At 64.9% G+C, this 15,312-nt stretch carries 16 protein-coding genes; 3 read left to right on the top strand and 13 right to left on the bottom strand.

The window, feature by feature from the left end:
• Positions 1 to 287: 287 nt before the first annotated feature.
• From EZV60_RS00555 to rpsL, 8 genes are all read right to left on the bottom strand, one after another.
• Positions 288 to 584: a 50S ribosomal protein L23 gene (locus EZV60_RS00555; protein WP_135501079.1), complete on the bottom strand. Its 297-nt coding sequence runs from the start codon at positions 582 to 584 to the stop codon at positions 288 to 290.
• Positions 581 to 1,198 carry a 50S ribosomal protein L4 gene (rplD, locus tag EZV60_RS00550; RefSeq protein WP_135501077.1) on the bottom strand — a complete coding sequence of 206 codons (618 nt, stop codon included), beginning with the start codon at positions 1,196 to 1,198 and terminating at the stop codon, positions 581 to 583. Before rplD ends, EZV60_RS00555 begins: the two co-directional genes overlap by 4 nt.
• On the bottom strand, positions 1,195 to 2,067 hold the full coding sequence (rplC, locus tag EZV60_RS00545; protein WP_135501075.1) for a 50S ribosomal protein L3: 873 nt from the start codon (positions 2,065 to 2,067) through the stop codon (positions 1,195 to 1,197). Before rplC ends, rplD begins: the two co-directional genes overlap by 4 nt.
• A gap of 15 nt (positions 2,068 to 2,082) precedes the next feature.
• Complete coding sequence (rpsJ, locus tag EZV60_RS00540; RefSeq protein ID WP_073199620.1) at positions 2,083 to 2,391, bottom strand: 30S ribosomal protein S10; 309 nt, start codon at positions 2,389 to 2,391, stop codon at positions 2,083 to 2,085.
• A gap of 126 nt (positions 2,392 to 2,517) precedes the next feature.
• Positions 2,518 to 3,693: an elongation factor Tu gene (tuf, locus tag EZV60_RS00535; protein ID WP_135501073.1), complete on the bottom strand. Its 1,176-nt coding sequence runs from the start codon at positions 3,691 to 3,693 to the stop codon at positions 2,518 to 2,520.
• 90 nt (positions 3,694 to 3,783) lie between these two features.
• A complete protein-coding gene (fusA, locus tag EZV60_RS00530) occupies positions 3,784 to 5,907 on the bottom strand; it encodes an elongation factor G (RefSeq protein WP_135501071.1) in 2,124 nt (707 codons plus the stop codon).
• Positions 5,908 to 5,927: 20 nt separating this feature from the next.
• On the bottom strand, positions 5,928 to 6,398 hold the full coding sequence (gene rpsG, locus EZV60_RS00525; protein ID WP_135501069.1) for a 30S ribosomal protein S7: 471 nt from the start codon (positions 6,396 to 6,398) through the stop codon (positions 5,928 to 5,930).
• A 12-nt stretch (positions 6,399 to 6,410) separates the two neighbouring features.
• The gene (gene rpsL, locus EZV60_RS00520; RefSeq protein ID WP_007817136.1) at positions 6,411 to 6,782 is read right to left on the bottom strand and encodes a 30S ribosomal protein S12; all 372 of its coding nucleotides are present in this window, start codon (positions 6,780 to 6,782) and stop codon (positions 6,411 to 6,413) included.
• 500 nt (positions 6,783 to 7,282) lie between these two features.
• On the opposite strand from rpsL, the gene EZV60_RS00515 reads away from it, so the two are divergent.
• Positions 7,283 to 8,101 carry a glycosyltransferase gene (locus tag EZV60_RS00515; RefSeq protein WP_135501067.1) on the top strand — a complete coding sequence of 273 codons (819 nt, stop codon included), beginning with the start codon at positions 7,283 to 7,285 and terminating at the stop codon, positions 8,099 to 8,101.
• Here the strand turns inward: EZV60_RS00515 and EZV60_RS00510 are convergent.
• From EZV60_RS00510 to EZV60_RS00495, 4 genes are all read right to left on the bottom strand, one after another.
• On the bottom strand, positions 8,034 to 8,936 hold the full coding sequence (locus EZV60_RS00510) for a DMT family transporter (RefSeq protein WP_135501065.1): 903 nt from the start codon (positions 8,934 to 8,936) through the stop codon (positions 8,034 to 8,036). The two genes, EZV60_RS00515 and EZV60_RS00510, sit on opposite strands and share 68 nt — an antisense overlap.
• Before the next feature lie 68 nt (positions 8,937 to 9,004).
• Complete coding sequence (locus EZV60_RS00505; protein ID WP_135501063.1) at positions 9,005 to 9,274, bottom strand: hypothetical protein; 270 nt, start codon at positions 9,272 to 9,274, stop codon at positions 9,005 to 9,007.
• 179 nt (positions 9,275 to 9,453) lie between these two features.
• Positions 9,454 to 10,239 carry an inositol monophosphatase family protein gene (locus EZV60_RS00500; RefSeq protein WP_135501061.1) on the bottom strand — a complete coding sequence of 262 codons (786 nt, stop codon included), beginning with the start codon at positions 10,237 to 10,239 and terminating at the stop codon, positions 9,454 to 9,456.
• The gene (locus EZV60_RS00495; protein ID WP_135501059.1) at positions 10,226 to 11,572 is read right to left on the bottom strand and encodes a TldD/PmbA family protein; all 1,347 of its coding nucleotides are present in this window, start codon (positions 11,570 to 11,572) and stop codon (positions 10,226 to 10,228) included. The genes EZV60_RS00500 and EZV60_RS00495 overlap by 14 nt, the downstream gene beginning before the upstream one ends.
• A 127-nt stretch (positions 11,573 to 11,699) precedes the next feature.
• Between EZV60_RS00495 and EZV60_RS00490 the strand changes: the two genes are divergently transcribed.
• Together EZV60_RS00490 and EZV60_RS00485 are read left to right on the top strand one after the other, a co-directional pair.
• On the top strand, positions 11,700 to 12,542 hold the full coding sequence (locus EZV60_RS00490) for an isocitrate lyase/PEP mutase family protein (protein ID WP_135501057.1): 843 nt from the start codon (positions 11,700 to 11,702) through the stop codon (positions 12,540 to 12,542).
• 154 nt (positions 12,543 to 12,696) lie between these two features.
• Positions 12,697 to 13,656 (top strand): homocysteine S-methyltransferase family protein, encoded by a 960-nt coding sequence (locus EZV60_RS00485; RefSeq protein WP_135501055.1) that lies wholly within the window; start codon positions 12,697 to 12,699, stop codon positions 13,654 to 13,656.
• A 71-nt stretch (positions 13,657 to 13,727) separates the two neighbouring features.
• Here EZV60_RS00485 and EZV60_RS00480 read toward each other — a convergent pair whose 3' ends face one another.
• Entirely contained in the window at positions 13,728 to 15,266 is a 1,539-nt protein-coding gene (locus EZV60_RS00480; RefSeq protein WP_167853426.1) for a DUF2125 domain-containing protein, read from the bottom strand.
• Positions 15,267 to 15,312: the final 46 nt, after the last annotated feature.

The following is a 15,312-nucleotide window of genomic DNA, read 5'->3' as shown; positions in this document are numbered from 1 at the left end:
GTCAGGGGCTGGTCGCTGGCACGCGGGCAGCCCTTTTCGCTTTGCCCTCCCGCCGCCTCGCGATGGGAGGCACGGGTATGATGGCGCCTCGCAGCCCATGGCTGAGCCGAACACCGCTATCGCGGTATGCCGGTTACTCCGTGAGCAGCGATAGACAACCGGTTAATTCGTCATCCTACCCCATTGAAATTCAACCCATCTCCCATTGCCTCACGCGTGGGACATGAAAAAAGCCCCCGGCAAATGCCGAGGGCCTTTCAATTCTGGATTGGGGTCTCCCCCGCCGATCAGAGACCGGTGGTCACGTCGATCGTGTTGCCCTCTTCGAGCGTCACGTAGGCCTTCTTGGTGTCTTTCCGACGGCCCATGATGCCGCGGAAGCGCTTTTTCTTGCCCTTGGTGATAGTGGTGTTCACGGCTTTCACCTTGACCCCGAAGAGCGCCTCGACGGCCTCTTTGATCTGGGGTTTGGCGGCGTCCATGGCGACCTCGAAGACCACGGCGTTCGATTCCGACGCCATGGTGGCTTTCTCGGTGATGACCGGCTTGCGGATCACGTCGTAATGTTCTGGCTTGGCACTCATTTCAGTCGAGCCTCCAGTGCTTCGACACCCGCCTTCGTGAGCACGAGCGTGTCACGCTTCAGGATGTCGTATACGTTAGCGCCCATCGAGGGCAGAACGTCGAGCCCTTCGATATTGGCGGCGGCGCGGGCGAATTCCTCGTTCACCGAGGCCCCGTCGATCACCAGCGCGCGCTTCCAGCCAAGATCCTTGACGTGACGCGCCAGGTCCTTGGTCTTGGCGATGCCGTCGGCGGCCTCGATGACCACCAGTTCACCCGCCTTTGCCTTGGCCGAGAGCGCGTGCTTGAGGCCAAGCTGACGCACCTTCTTGGGCAGGTCATGGGCGTGGCTGCGCGGCACGGGGCCCTTGTAGATACCACCCTTGCGGAAGATCGGCGCGCCGCGGTCGCCGTGGCGTGCGCCACCGGTGCCCTTCTGGCGGTAGATCTTCTTGGTCGAGTAGCTGACCTCGGATCGCGTCTTGACCTTGTGGGTGCCCTGCTGCGCCTTGTTGCGCTGCCAGCGGACGACGCGGTGCAGGATGTCGGCACGCGGTTCGAGATCGAAGATCTCGCCCGAGAGCTCGACCGATCCGGCGGCGGCGCCGTCGAGTTTGATCACGTCGAGTTTCATTCCTCACCGTCCTTCTTTTCGGGTGCCGCGGCATCGCCGTCACCCTTTTCGGCCTCGATCTCGGCCTCGGCTTCCTTGAGCGCGGCCTCCTGCTGAGCGGCTTCCTCGGCCAGACGCGCCTCTTCTGCGGCGCGGGCCTCTTCCTCGGCGGCCTTGGCGGCTTCCTCGGCGGCTTTCGCGGCTTCCTCAGCGGCGGATTTCAGCGCGGCGGGCAGGATCGCGTTTTCCGGGAACGGCTTTTTCACCGCGTCCTTGATCGTCACCCAGCCACCCTTGGAGCCCGGAACGGCGCCCTTGACCATGATCAGGCCACGGTCGGCGTCGGTCTTGACGACCTGCAAGTTCTGCGTGGTCACGCGGGCCGCACCCATGTGTCCGGCCATCTTCTTGCCTTTGAAGACCTTGCCGGGTTCCTGGCACTGACCGGTCGAGCCGTGCGAACGGTGGCTGATCGAGACACCGTGCGACGCGCGCAGACCGGCGAAATTGTGCCGCTTCATGGCACCGGCGAAACCTTTACCGATCGAGGTGCCCGAGACGTCCACGAACTGACCTTCGAAATAGTGATTCGCGGTGATTTCCTCGCCCACATCGATCATGTTCTCAGGGGCGACGCGGAACTCCGCGACCTTCCGCTTGGGCTCGACCTTGGCGGCGGCGAAATGGCCGCGCAGGGCCTTCGTGGTCCGCTTGGCCTTGGCCGTGCCGGCGCCGAGCTGAACGGCGGAATAGCCGTGCTGATCGGGGGTCCGCTGTGCCACGACCTGCAGCTTGTCGAGCTGCAGAACGGTGACGGGAACCTGCTTGCCGTCTTCCATGAAAAGCCGGGTCATGCCGACTTTCTTTGCGATAACTCCAGAGCGCAACATGTCTGCCACCCTCCTTTAAACCGAGATTTGCACGTCCACGCCGGCGGCGAGGTCGAGCTTCATCAAAGCATCGACCGTCTGCGGCGTGGGATCGACGATGTCGAGAAGACGCTTATGCGTGCGGATCTCGAACTGGTCGCGCGATTTCTTGTTCACGTGCGGGCTGCGCAGAACGGTGAACTTCTCGATCTTGTTCGGCAGCGGAATGGGCCCGCGCACTTCGGCGCCCGTCCGTTTCGCGGTGTTGACGATTTCCTGCGTGCTGGCGTCGAGCACGCGGTAATCGAACGCCTTGAGGCGGATGCGGATGTTTTGGCTTTGAATGGCCATTGATCTTATCCCTAACAGGGTTTCAGCGGAGAGGAAGAACGGCGGCATTGCCGGCCTTCGTCGCGCCACATGTCTGGTCGGGTGGGCAATCTGCCCACCCTAAGTTTGCAAACGTCTGGGTTACTCGAGGATTTTCGAGACGACGCCGGCGCCGACGGTGCGGCCGCCTTCGCGGATGGCGAAGCGCAGGCCGTCTTCCATCGCGATCGGCGCGATGAGCTCGACCTCGAACTTCAGGTTGTCGCCCGGCATCACCATTTCCGTGCCCTCGGGCAGCGTCACCGTGCCGGTCACGTCCGTCGTGCGGAAGTAGAACTGCGGGCGGTAGTTGGCGAAGAACGGCGTGTGGCGGCCGCCCTCTTCCTTGGTCAGGATATAGGCCTCGGCCTCGAACTTCGTGTGCGGGTTCACCGAACCCGGCTTGCACAGCACCTGGCCGCGCTCCACGCCGTCACGCTCGATGCCGCGCAGCAGAAGACCCACGTTGTCGCCGGCCTCGCCCTGATCGAGAAGCTTGCGGAACATCTCGACGCCCGTGCAGGTCGTCTTCTTGTTCTTGTTCAGGCCCACGATCTCCATCTCTTCGCCGACCTTGATCAGCCCACGCTCGATCCGGCCGGTGGCCACGGTGCCGCGCCCCGAGATCGAGAACACGTCCTCGACCGGCCTCAGGAACGGCTGGTCTACGGCGCGCTCGGGCGTGGGGATGTAGTCGTCCACCGCCTGCATCAGCTCGCGGATCTTGTTCTCGCCGTTCTCCGGATCGCGGCCTTCCATCTCCGCCAGGGCCGAGCCCGCCACGATCGGAATGTCGTCGCCCGGGAAGTCGTACGAGCTCAGAAGCTCGCGCACTTCCATCTCGACGAGCTCCAGAAGCTCCTCGTCATCGACCTGGTCGACCTTGTTGAGGAACACCACCAGCGCCGGCACGCCGACCTGACGGGCCAGCAGGATGTGCTCGCGCGTCTGCGGCATCGGGCCATCGGCGGCGTTCACCACCAGGATCGCGCCGTCCATCTGCGCGGCACCCGTGATCATGTTCTTCACGTAGTCGGCGTGGCCGGGGCAGTCGACATGGGCGTAGTGGCGCGCGTCGGTCTCGTATTCCACATGCGCCGTCGAGATCGTGATCCCGCGCGCCTTCTCCTCGGGCGCACCGTCGATCTGGTCATAGGCCCGGAAATCGCCGAAATACTTCGTGATCGCCGCCGTCAAAGTCGTCTTGCCGTGGTCAACGTGGCCAATCGTGCCGATGTTCACATGCGGTTTCGAACGGTCAAACTTTTCTTTTGCCATGGGTTTGGCTCCTCTTTTTCTTGTACGGATGGTGGGGTCAAACCCCACCCTACGGTGATGGGTAGGGCGGGGTTCACCCCGCCACCCGGGTTAAGCGTATTTCGACTGGATCTCTTCGGAGATGTTCGACGGCACCGTGTCGTAATGCGAGAACTGCATCGTGAACTGCGCGCGTCCCGAGGACATCGAGCGAAGCGTGTTGATATAGCCGAACATGTTGGCGAGCGGCACGTTGGCGTTGATCGCGATGGCATTGCCGCGCGGCTCCTGCCCCGAAACCTGGCCACGACGCGAGGTGAGATCGCCGATGACGTTGCCGGTGTAATCCTCGGGCGTCACGACCTCGACCTTCATGATCGGCTCGAGCAGCTTGGCGCCGGCCCGCTTGAGGCCTTCGCGCATGCACATCCGGGCCGCGATCTCGAACGCCATGACGGACGAGTCCACGTCGTGGAACTTACCGTCGATCAGCGCCACCTTGAAGTCGATCACGGGGAAGCCGGCGAGCGGCCCGCTGTCCATGACGCTTTCGATGCCCTTCTCGACGCCAGGGATGTATTCCTTCGGCACCGAGCCACCGACGATGCGGCTCTCGAAGGAGTAGCCTTCGCCGGGATCTGTCGGCGAGATGATCATCTTCACCTCGGCGAACTGACCCGAACCGCCCGACTGTTTCTTGTGGGTGTAGGTGTGTTCGATCTCGTGGCTGATGGTCTCACGATAGGCGACCTGCGGCGCACCGATATTGGCCTCGACCTTGAATTCCCGCTTGAGGCGGTCGACGAGGATGTCGAGATGCAGTTCGCCCATGCCCTTCATGATGGTCTGACCGGATTCGATATCGGTCTCGACGCGGAAGGACGGGTCCTCTGCCGCCAGGCGCGCAAGGCCCTGGGACATCTTTTCCTGGTCGTTCTTGGTCTTCGGCTCGACCGCGATCTCGATCACCGGATCGGGGAAGGTCATCGTTTCGAGCACGACGGGCGCCTTGGCGTCGCAGAGCGTGTCGCCGGTGGTCGTGTCCTTCAGACCCGCAAGCGCGATGATGTCGCCGGCAAACGCCTCTTCGATCTCTTCGCGGTTGTTGGAGTGCATCATCATCATCCGGCCGATGCGCTCTTTCTTGCCCTTGGTCGAGTTCAGGATGTTGTCACCCTTGTTCAGCACGCCCGAGTAGATGCGCGTGAAGGTGAGCGAGCCCACGAACGGGTCGTTCATGATCTTGAACGCCAGACCGGCGAAGGGCATGGAATCGTCCGCGCGGCGGGCGATGTTCCGCTCTTCGGTCTCGTCATCGGGCGAGAAGCCCATGTAATCAACCACGTCGAGCGGGCTCGGGAGGTAGTCGACCACGGCGTTCAGAAGCGGCTGCACGCCTTTGTTCTTGAACGCAGAGCCGCCGAGAACCGGCACGAAGCTGAGCGAGAGGGTGCCCTTGCGGATGAGTTTGCGCAGGGTCGGCACGTCGGGCTCGTTGCCTTCGAGGTATTCCATCATCGCGTCGTCGTCCATTTCGACGGCGTTCTCGATGAGCTTGGCGCGCCACTCTTCGGCCACGTCCTTGAGATCGTCGCGGATGGGCTGACGGGTCCAGGAAGCGCCGAGGTCTTCGCCCTTCCAGGTCCATTCTTCCATCGTGACGAGGTCGATGATGCCTTCGAGTTCGTTCTCGGCACCGATCGGCAGGGCGATCGGCACGGCCTTGGCCCCGGTGCGGTCCTCGATCATTTCGACGCAGTTGAAGAAGTCGGCGCCGATCTTGTCCATCTTGTTGACGAACACGATGCGCGGCACCTTGTAGCGGTCGGCCTGACGCCACACGGTCTCGGTCTGGGGCTCGACCCCGGCATTGGCATCCAGCACGCAGATCGCACCGTCGAGCACGGCGAGGCTGCGCTCGACTTCGATGGTGAAGTCGACGTGGCCAGGCGTGTCGATGATGTTCATCCGGAACTTGGTGTCGTCGGTGCCCTCTTTCGTCGGGTCTTCCTGCCACTGCCAGAAGGTGGTGGTGGCCGCCGACGTGATGGTGATACCGCGCTCTTGTTCCTGCTCCATCCAGTCCATGGTGGCCGCACCATCGTGCACCTCACCGATGTTGTGGGACTTGCCGGTGTAAAACAGGATACGCTCCGAGCAGGTGGTCTTGCCTGCGTCGATATGGGCCATGATGCCGAAGTTGCGGTAGCGTTCGAGCGGATAATCGCGTGCCATGATGCTATGCCTCTAGGAGTTTACCAACGGTAGTGGCTGAAGGCCTTGTTGGCTTCGGCCATCTTGTGGACGTCTTCGCGTTTCTTGACGGCCGTGCCGCGCGAGTTCACCGCATCCAGAAGCTCGCCGGCAAGGCGCTCTTCCATGGTGTTCTCGTTGCGGGCGCGGCAGGCTTTGATAAGCCAGCGGATCGCCAGAGCCTCGCGGCGCTCAGGACGCACTTCGACGGGCACCTGGTAGGTGGCGCCACCGACGCGGCGCGAGCGGACCTCGACCGACGGTTTGATGTTGTCGAGCGCCTCGTGGAAGATTTCCACCGGCGCGCGCTTGACCTTGTCTTCGACGCGGTTCAGCGCACTGTAGACGATGTTTTCGGCAACGGATTTCTTGCCGTCGATCATCAGGTTGTTCATGAACTTCGTCAGAACCCGGTCGCCGTACTTGGCATCGGGCAGGATTTCGCGTTTTTCAGCAGCGTGACGACGAGACATCTCAAATTCCTCTTACTTGGGACGCTTGGCGCCATATTTCGAACGGCGCTGCTTACGGTCCTTGACGCCCTGGGTATCCAGAACACCGCGCAGGATGTGATAGCGCACACCGGGAAGGTCTTTCACACGGCCGCCGCGGATCAGGACCACCGAGTGCTCCTGCAGGTTATGGCTTTCGCCGGGAATGTAGCTGATGACCTCGAAGCCGTTGGTGAGGCGCACCTTGGCCACCTTCCGCATGGCCGAGTTCGGCTTTTTCGGCGTCGTGGTGTAAACGCGCGTGCACACGCCGCGCTTTTGCGGGCACCCCTGAAGGTGCATCGACTTCTGGCTTCTGACTTTGGGCTGCCGCGGTTTGCGGATCAGCTGCTGGATCGTTGGCATTGGGTTCGTTCCCCGTCTCTCAACACATGTGTTTGCACCGGGTCACCCCCGCGCGGTTTCAGTTCGTTTCGCCCTTCGCGCGTCCGCAAAGCGCAAATACCGCAATCGTTCCCATTCCGAGGTGAACGACGCGGTGGGTTCCCAGAGGATCGGGGCGCTCAAACGGCCCGGATCTTGTCCACTTAAATTTTGAAGCCGACGATCGGGGCGGCCCCCGGCGTCGAGATGTGCGGCGTATAGGGGGAGTCGGGACGGGTGTCAACAGCCGCGCACATTTCGGTCGGCCGCTGTCGCCCGCGCGCGGAGCCGGCCCCGTTCGCCTTGAAAACCACGCGGATTTTCGTCTTGTGCCGTATGGGCGCGGTATCCCGCGACGCGGTATTGCAGCCGCGTTGGCCGTTTCACCTGTCGACAGGACCAGGCCGGCCTGTCTTTGGCCTTGTTTGCGCCACAGGCATTTGTAATCCTTGCCCGTATAGTGGTCAAAGGTGCCCCGCTCCATGCGCGCGATTGGAATTTGCCGGTTCTCCTACCCCGCTCTTGGCGGCTTCAAGCGCATGCATGACACAGTGGAAGAGCGCGAGGCCTATCTTTACGACGACGCGCGCATGGCCCTGCGGTTTCGTCATTTCGAGACGCTGACCCTGCCCAGCCTTGCCGCGCAGCAGGACGGGCGGTTCGCATTTCTGGTGATCACGGGCGAGAACATGCCCGAACCGTGGTGGTCCCGTCTGAACGACGTGTGCGCGAGCGTGCCGCAGATCAAGGTCATTACCAAGCCGCCGATGCGGCACCGCACCGCGATGCAGCTGGCGATCAAGGAGGAGCTGGGCGAGGACGACGTGCCGTCGCTGCAGTTCCGGCTTGACGATGACGACGCGGTCGGCACGCAGTTCGTGCGCGGCATCCGACGCACCGCGCGGCTGTCCTACCGGATGTGGGCGACCTGGCAGAATTTCGTGATCGAGTATTCCTCGGGCTATGCCGTGCGTCTTGGGGCGGAGGGTATTCTCGCGCAGCCGGTGCAGGGACAATTCCTGGCCTGCGGGCTGGCGGTTCTGTTCAAGCCGGGTGATCCCAAGACGGTGATGAATTACGGCCATCACAAGCTGCATCACGCGATGCCGACGCTGATCGTGCCGGACGAGCCGATGTATCTGCGTGCGGTGCATGAGGACAATGACAGCCGCGCCGCGCATTCAAAGCTCGCGCCCTTAGATGATGGGCTGCGCGCGGACTTTCAGAACCGGTTCAACGTGAGTGAGGCGTCGGTAAAGGAGGCCTTCTGCGCGCCAGCCGTGCCTCCCGGTAAAGGGTGAACACGCCCGAGGCCGCGACGATGCCGGCGCCCAGAAGCGTCTGCCAGGCCGGCCATTCGCCAAAGACGATCCACCCCAGCGCAAGCGCCCAGATGAGTCCGGTATAGCGGAAGGGCGCGACGAAGCTGATTTCGCCCACGCGCATCACCATGATCGAGCACAGATACCCGCAGATGATGCAGAGCGCGGCAAAGGCGGTGAGACCTGCCTCGCGCGGGCCCATCGCCGCCCAGGGTGCGGCAAGACTGGCCAGACCGAAGACCGCCATGATCGAGGCCGAGGTGGCCAGCGTGACGAAGATCGACGGCGTGGCCGAAGACAGCCGGCGGGTCGCCAGATCGCGTACCGTGACGCAGAGAACCGCCATAAGCGCGTAGACCGAAAAGGCGTTGAAGTCCTCTGCCCCAGGCCGAACAATCAGAAGTACGCCGAGAAATCCCGCGAGGATCGCCAGAAACCGCCGCCAGCCCACGGGTTCGCGAAAGGCGAGCGCCGCAACGAGCGTGACGGTCAGCGGCAGGGCCTGCAGGATTGCCGTCACATTGGCGATGGGCATGTTGAAGAGCGCGGTTAGAAAGAAATAGGCCGCGCCGGTTTCGGCCACGATCCGCAAGCCGATCAGCATCTTGTCGCGGCGCGGCAGGCGGGGCGCGAGCGCCTTCATCCGCCACGCCAGAAAGAGCACAGCGAGCGTCGTCAGAACGCCCCGCAGGAACAAAAGCTGGTAAAGCGGCACCTGCCCGGCCATCGCCTTCATCGCGGCGTCGTTGAAGGTGAACCCCGCCATCGACGCCATCATCAGAAGCGCGCCGGTCAGATTGTCGGATCGTGCCATGGCCGCCTCTTGCCTGCCCCGGCGTGATTAGACGCGACCGGCAGCGCAAGGCAAGCCCCACCGCGGGTTTAGGACAGCAGCAGGCTCCAGACGAGGTAGTTCGGGATGAGGCCCGCCGCCGCGATCAGCACGAGCTTGGCCACATGCACCATCTTGGCCGGGCGGCCTTCGTCCCGCGCGGCGGGCTCGAAACTATAGGCCGCGGCCAGTACGGCATAGCCTGCCGCCTCGCGCCGGCGCTTGTCGCGCTCGAGCTGCGCCATGGCGCGCTTGAAAACTTCTTTCTGGCGCAACGCCTCGGCGGTGCGCGGATCCTGCTCGATCGTTTGTCCGTCCATCATCACTCTCCCGTTGAGAGAGGGTCAGCTAGGCTGTCCCTATTGCCGATCCAGTGCGCTGTGCCATTCTGTCACGCTTCATCTTGCCGGAAATACCCCCGGGCATTCTAAAGCGGGGCGTTTGAGGGCGTGGAATCCCTTATCGAGCAAACCCGCGCGGCGCATGCCGCACCGCCGGATTACGCCAGGGCGCCGGTGATCGCGGCGTGCAGTCGAGGGTTGGCGGCCACCACCCCGTCAAGCTGCGGGTGCGGGTTGTTGAAACGCAGGGTCTGCCCGTGCCGGTCGCTGACTGCCGCGCCCGCCTCGTTCAGGATGAGCGCGCCGGCGGCGATGTCCCATTCCCAACTCGGGCGCAGGGTGAACATCGCGTCGAACCGGCCCTCGGCCACGAGCCCCAGCCGGTAGGCCAGAGAGGGGCGAAAGCCGCGCGACACATCGGGCACCGGTCCGCGCCAGTGCTGCGGCGCAAGGCCGGGCTTGGCGGCCAGCACGGCCGCCCCGGTCAGATCTACGCGCCCGGCCACGCGGATCGGCGCGCCGTTGAGCGTGGCCCCCTGCCCCTTTGCGGCGGCGTAAAGCTTGTCGCGGGCGGGCAGGTAGACCACCCCGGCGGTCACCTCGCCGCGGCGCACCACGGCCAGTGCATGCGCCCAGGTCCGCGAGCCTTCGATGAAACTGCGGGTGCCGTCGATGGGATCGACGATGAAGACGCTCTCTCGGTCGAGCCGCGCCGCACTGTCGTCGCTTTCCTCCGACAGCCAGCCGTAGTCCGGTCGCGCGCCGCGCAGATGCTGGTCGAGAAAGGCGTTCACTTCGAGATCGGCCTCGGTCACCGGGCCCTGCCCGCCGGGCTTGTCCCAGGTCCGGGCCCGCGGGCCGGCGTGGCGCTGTGCGATCTCGCCCGCGCCGCGCGCGGCCTCGATCAGCAGCGCCAGATCGCGGGCCGCGTCAGTCTCCGGCAAGGGTCATCCCCTCGACCAGGAGCGACGGCACCACCCGCGACAGCCAGGGCCGCGCGTCATTGGCGGGCACGATCCGGCGCAGCATCTCGGGCAGGCTGCCGGCGATGGTGCATTCGTTGACCGGATAGGCGATTTCGCCGTTCTCCACCCAGAAGCCCGATGCACCGCGGGAATAATCGCCGGTGTTGGGATTGATCGTGGCGCCGATCATGGAGGTGACCCAAAGCCCGGTGCCCATCTCGCGCAAGAGATCGGCGCGGCTTTTGTCGCCCTGGGTCAGGGCGATATTGCCCACCCCCGGGCTAGGCGGGGCGGAGGTGCCGCGCCGGGCATTGGCAGTCGAGGGCATGCCGAGCTTGCGGCCCGTCGCCAGATCGAGCGTCCAGCCCATCAGACGCCCGTTTTCGACAATGGCGCGGCGCGCGGTCGGCAGCCCTTCGGCATCGAAGGGCCTTGAACCAGTGGCGCGCGGGCGGCGCGGGTCTTCGATGATTGACAGCGCCTCGGGCAGGACCTGCTCTTCGAGCTTGCCCAGAAGCCAGCTGGAGCCGCGGGCAACGGATGCCCCGTTCGACGCGGCCAGCAAATGACCTACGAGAGACCCCGAGATCCGTTCGTCATAAAGCACCGGGTAGCGTCCCGTGGGAGGCTTTTTCGCGCCGATCTGGGCCACCGCGCGTTCGCCGGCGACGCGGCCGATTTCTTCTGGTGCGCGCAGATCGACGGCGAAGACTCGGGCATCGCTGTCGTAGTCGCGCTGCATGCCGGTGCCCTCACCCGAGATCGCGACGCAACTGATCGAGCTGTCCGAGCGGCGATAGCTGCCGGAAAACCCGTTGGTGGCGGCCAGATGGAGGCGTTGATCGGACCACGCGGCACTGGCGGATTGCACCTGCGTCACGCCCTCGACTGCCAGCGCGGCGGCTTCGGCGGCGCGCGCGCGGTCCTGCAGTTCGGCGGGCTGCGGTTCGGGCGCGGAATCGTGCAGCTCCAGCGCCGACCAGTCGCGGTCGGTGGCCAGCTGTTCCGGGTCGGCCAGACCGGCATGGGGATCTTCGGGCGCCTCACGGGCCATCGCGACGGCGCGTTCGGCCAGCATGGCGATGGTCGCGTCGCGCGTGTCGGAGGCCGACACGCAGGCCTGCCGCCGACCGATGAGCACGCGCAGCCCGATATCCGTGCCCTCGGCGCGCTCGGCCTGTTCGAGCGTGCCCGCGCGGACATCGATGATCTGGGCCTGACCCGTCACCGCGAGCGCGTCCGCGGCCTCGGCACCCGCCTGTTTCGCGGCGCGAAGCAGCGCCCCGGTCAGGTCTTCGAGAGGTCGATCCATGGCGGTCTCCTTGATTGGCTGAACAGGTAGACCGCGTGGGGGGCCTGTGCAAGGCGCAGCCGAAACATGTTCTGGCGCCCGCCCGAATGCCTTAGGGTCAGTGATACGCTGTCAAGGAGAGCACGGGATGAGCGATCAAGCGGACAAGTACGCGCGCCTGAAGGCGCTGCATGCGCGCGAAGAAGCCTTCGTGATGCCGAACCCCTGGGATGCCGGGTCGGCCCGGCTTCTGGCGAGCCTCGGCTTCGAGGCGCTGGCCACGACCAGCGCGGGCTATTCCTTTTCCGCCGGCAAGCGGGATTCCTTTGCAAGCCTGTCCCGACGCGACATTCTGCAGAACGCCGCAGAGATCGTCGCGGCGACCGACCTGCCCGTTTCCGCAGATCTGGAGGACGGTTTCGGCGCGGCCCCCGAAACCTGCGCGCAGACCGTGCGGATGGCCTCTGAGACCGGGCTGGTCGGCGGGTCCATCGAAGATGCCACCGGCGACCCGGACGCCCCGATCCACGCGCTTGACCTGGCGGTAGAGCGCATCGCGGCGGCGGCGGACGCGGCGCGCGATCTGCCTTTCCTGCTGACAGCGCGGGCCGAGAATTTTCTGTGGGGCCGGCCCGACCTCGACGACACGATCCGCAGGCTGCAGGCCTTTTGCGCGGCCGGCGCCGATGTGGTCTATGCGCCCGGCCTGCCGGATCTCGACGCGATCCGCACCGTCTGCGCCGCGGTGGACAAACCCGTGAACGTGGTGATGGGACTTGGGCGACGCAGCTACTCGGTCGCGGAGCTGTCGCAGGCGGGCGTGCGGCGGATCGGCGTCGGCGGGTCTTTCGCGCGGGCCGCCCTTGGCGCGATGATGCGGGCCGCGCGGGAAGTGCGCGACGCCGGTACGTTCAGCTATGCCGACGACGCGATCCCGGACGCCGAGATCAGCCGGCTGATGTCGCAGGCCCGGTGCGGGCCCCGAACCTGAAGGCACTGCAGGCCGTCGCCGGTTCGTCGCCAACCGCCCCGGTCATCACGACCTTTGGTTGGGCCTGCGCCGGGCGTCTGCCGCAATACGTGTCCCGCGCGACGCGACGCGCGCGCTTTGCTATCCTCTGCCCCGGACGACGGGAGGTTGATGTATGACGCACGCAAGAGACCTGCCGCAATCGCAGGGCCGGCTGATGACCTGCGGGGGCGGCTTCGAAACGTGGCTGCAATATGTCGATGGCTTCGAGCTTCGGCATTTCTGCGCTTTCGAGCTGATCGACGATCCGCGCGGGCGAGCCTGCCTTGCGGACTATCACCGCAAACTGGTCGAGGCCGCGGTGGCGAACGGGGTGGGTGTCATCAACGAGGGGCTGCACTATCGCGCCAGCCGCGACTGGGGCACGCTGATCGGGTATTCCCGCGAGGCGCTGGAAGAGATCAACATCCGGGGCATCGAGTTCTACAAGGATTTTGCCCGCGAGTACAAAAGCGAGGCGACCCCGATGCTGGTGGGTGGCGTCATCGGACCGCGCGGCGACGCCTATAATGTCGGCCGCACGCCCGACGAAGCGGAGGCGGAGGACTATCACGCCGAGCAGATCCTGACCTTCAAGAAGGCCGGGGCCGATCTTGTGACCGCCGCGACGTTTTCCTCGGTCGCGGAGGCCACCGGCCTGACCCGGGCCGCTAAGGCCGCAGGGATGCCCGTCGTGATCTCGTTCTTCGTGGCGAAAGGCGGCAAGCTCAAGGGTGGCGAGACCCTTGAAGAGGCCATCGCGCAGGTGGACGCCGCCACCGACAGCGCACCAGCCTATTACATGATCAACTGCACCCATCCGACCGAGTTCATGCCCGGCCTCGATGACGGCGGCTGGGTCCGGCGGCTGGGGGGCTTCATGCCGAACGCCGTGGCGATGGACACGCTCGACCTATGCAAGCTGGGACATCTGGAGGATGGCGACCCCGCCGAGCTGGGCGGGCAGATGGCCGATCTGGCGCGGCGCTATCCGCATATCAATGTCTGGGGCGGCTGCTGTGGCACCGACGGGCGGCATATCGGCGAGATCACGCGGCAGGTCGCGGCAGTGCGGAAGGCGGGCGCGGCGGCATAGAGCCGTTTGCCGGCCAGACGTAAAAGGGGCCGCGCGAGCGGCCCCTTGTCCGGAGTCATTGCCTTTGCGCCTCAGCGCAGGCGTTGACCGTTGGCGAGCACCTGGCCGTCGGGTTTGACCGCGATGGTGGAGGTGAGCACGTCTTCGCCCTCGCCCGGAACCGCGAACATGCCCATCATCATGCGCACGCCCATGGCCTGATCCTCGGGCAGGTAGCCCATCGCGATCAGCGTATCGAGAAGCCCGTTGGCGCCCTGAAGCCGCAGGTCGACCGAGCCATCCGGGGCCGGCAGGCCGTCGAAGGTTTCCAGATCGGAATTGTCGAAGGTAAAGCTGCCGTATCCGGTCAGCTCGGCCCCGGCGGCGCGCAGCACCAGCGTGTTGAGGTCAAGCGCATTGAGTTCGCCCGGCATTTCCGCGCCGCGCTCGACCGCCTCCATATCTTCGGGATCGAGCAGGTCGATCGCGAGTTTCGCCACGCCGGACATATCGATGTCGAAGGTCGCGGGATCGCGGGGCAGCTGGCCCTGAGGGTCGAAGATCGACCAGAGCATCTCGGACATGGTGAAATCCGCCAGCCGCATGGTGAGCGCGAAGCCCTGCGGATCGTCGCTGGCCATGACCGGCAGGCCGAGCGAAAAGGCCACTTCGCGCATCGCGTATTCGACCGGGAATGGCAGGTCGCCGCTTTTGATCACCGTCTTTGCGCCGGTGGCGCCCAACCCGTAGACAAGCCCGTCCGAGCCGAGCGACACGACAAGCTCTCCGCCCTCGGAGCTTGACTCGCCGCTGGCAGACGATGCGTCTTCCTCGAAGGAAAATTCCGTCGTGCCGTTCTCGTAGCTCAGCACCCCTTCGGCTTCGAACCCGTCGGCAATGGCGGCGGCCATGTCGGCCGCGTCCATCTCGGGCGGCATCGCTGCGGTGGCCTTGAACGCCAGCGCGGCAACTTCTCCGTTGATGACCATCCGGCCCTCGCCCCCCTCGGGGTCGGTCACGTCGACGGTATAGGCCATCGGCCCGCCTTCGAAGCTTTGGTCGCTGAGCCGCAGATCGCCGGTCTGCATCCGCGACGTGCCCGTGATGTTGGCGATGCTGAACTCGACCGTGCCGGGATCGATGGTTTCGTCCTCGACGGTCACTTCGCCCAGAACGAGCGCGACATTGTCGGCGGTGTAGTCGTAGACGATATCGGCGGGATCGCCCGAGGCCGTCATGTCGAGACCGCTGGACACGTATTCGAGCGTGATCATGACCTCTTCGATGTCCGACCCGCCGACATCCACGGTCATGGGCAGCCGTTCGGGCAATGAGATGGACACGGTGCCGTCGCCGTTCTCCTCAAAGGTGATCTCGCCCATCGACAGCACGACGGACCCGTCGCTTTCGGGGATCGCCATCGTCATGGTGATGTCGGAGACCGCAAGCGTTCCGCCCGACAGCGTTTCCTCGCCGGTCACGGTATAGCCGGAGGTCTCGAAATAGGCTTGCCAATCCTCCCAGATCTGGCTGGCCGTCACGTCGGCGAATGCGGCCGACCCTGTCATGCAAAGGCCGAGCGCCACCGCCGATGTACAAAGCGGGGTGGCGGCGGATTTAAAGGCGGTCATGCGGGACCCTTTCGTTTTGAAATTCGTCGCCGCAGCTTCGGGGTTC

The organism is Roseovarius aestuariivivens (assembly GCF_004761875.1).
GTDB classification, from domain to species: Bacteria; Pseudomonadota; Alphaproteobacteria; order Rhodobacterales; family Rhodobacteraceae; genus Roseovarius; species Roseovarius aestuariivivens.
This window is presented reverse-complemented; position numbering and strand designations above follow the sequence as displayed.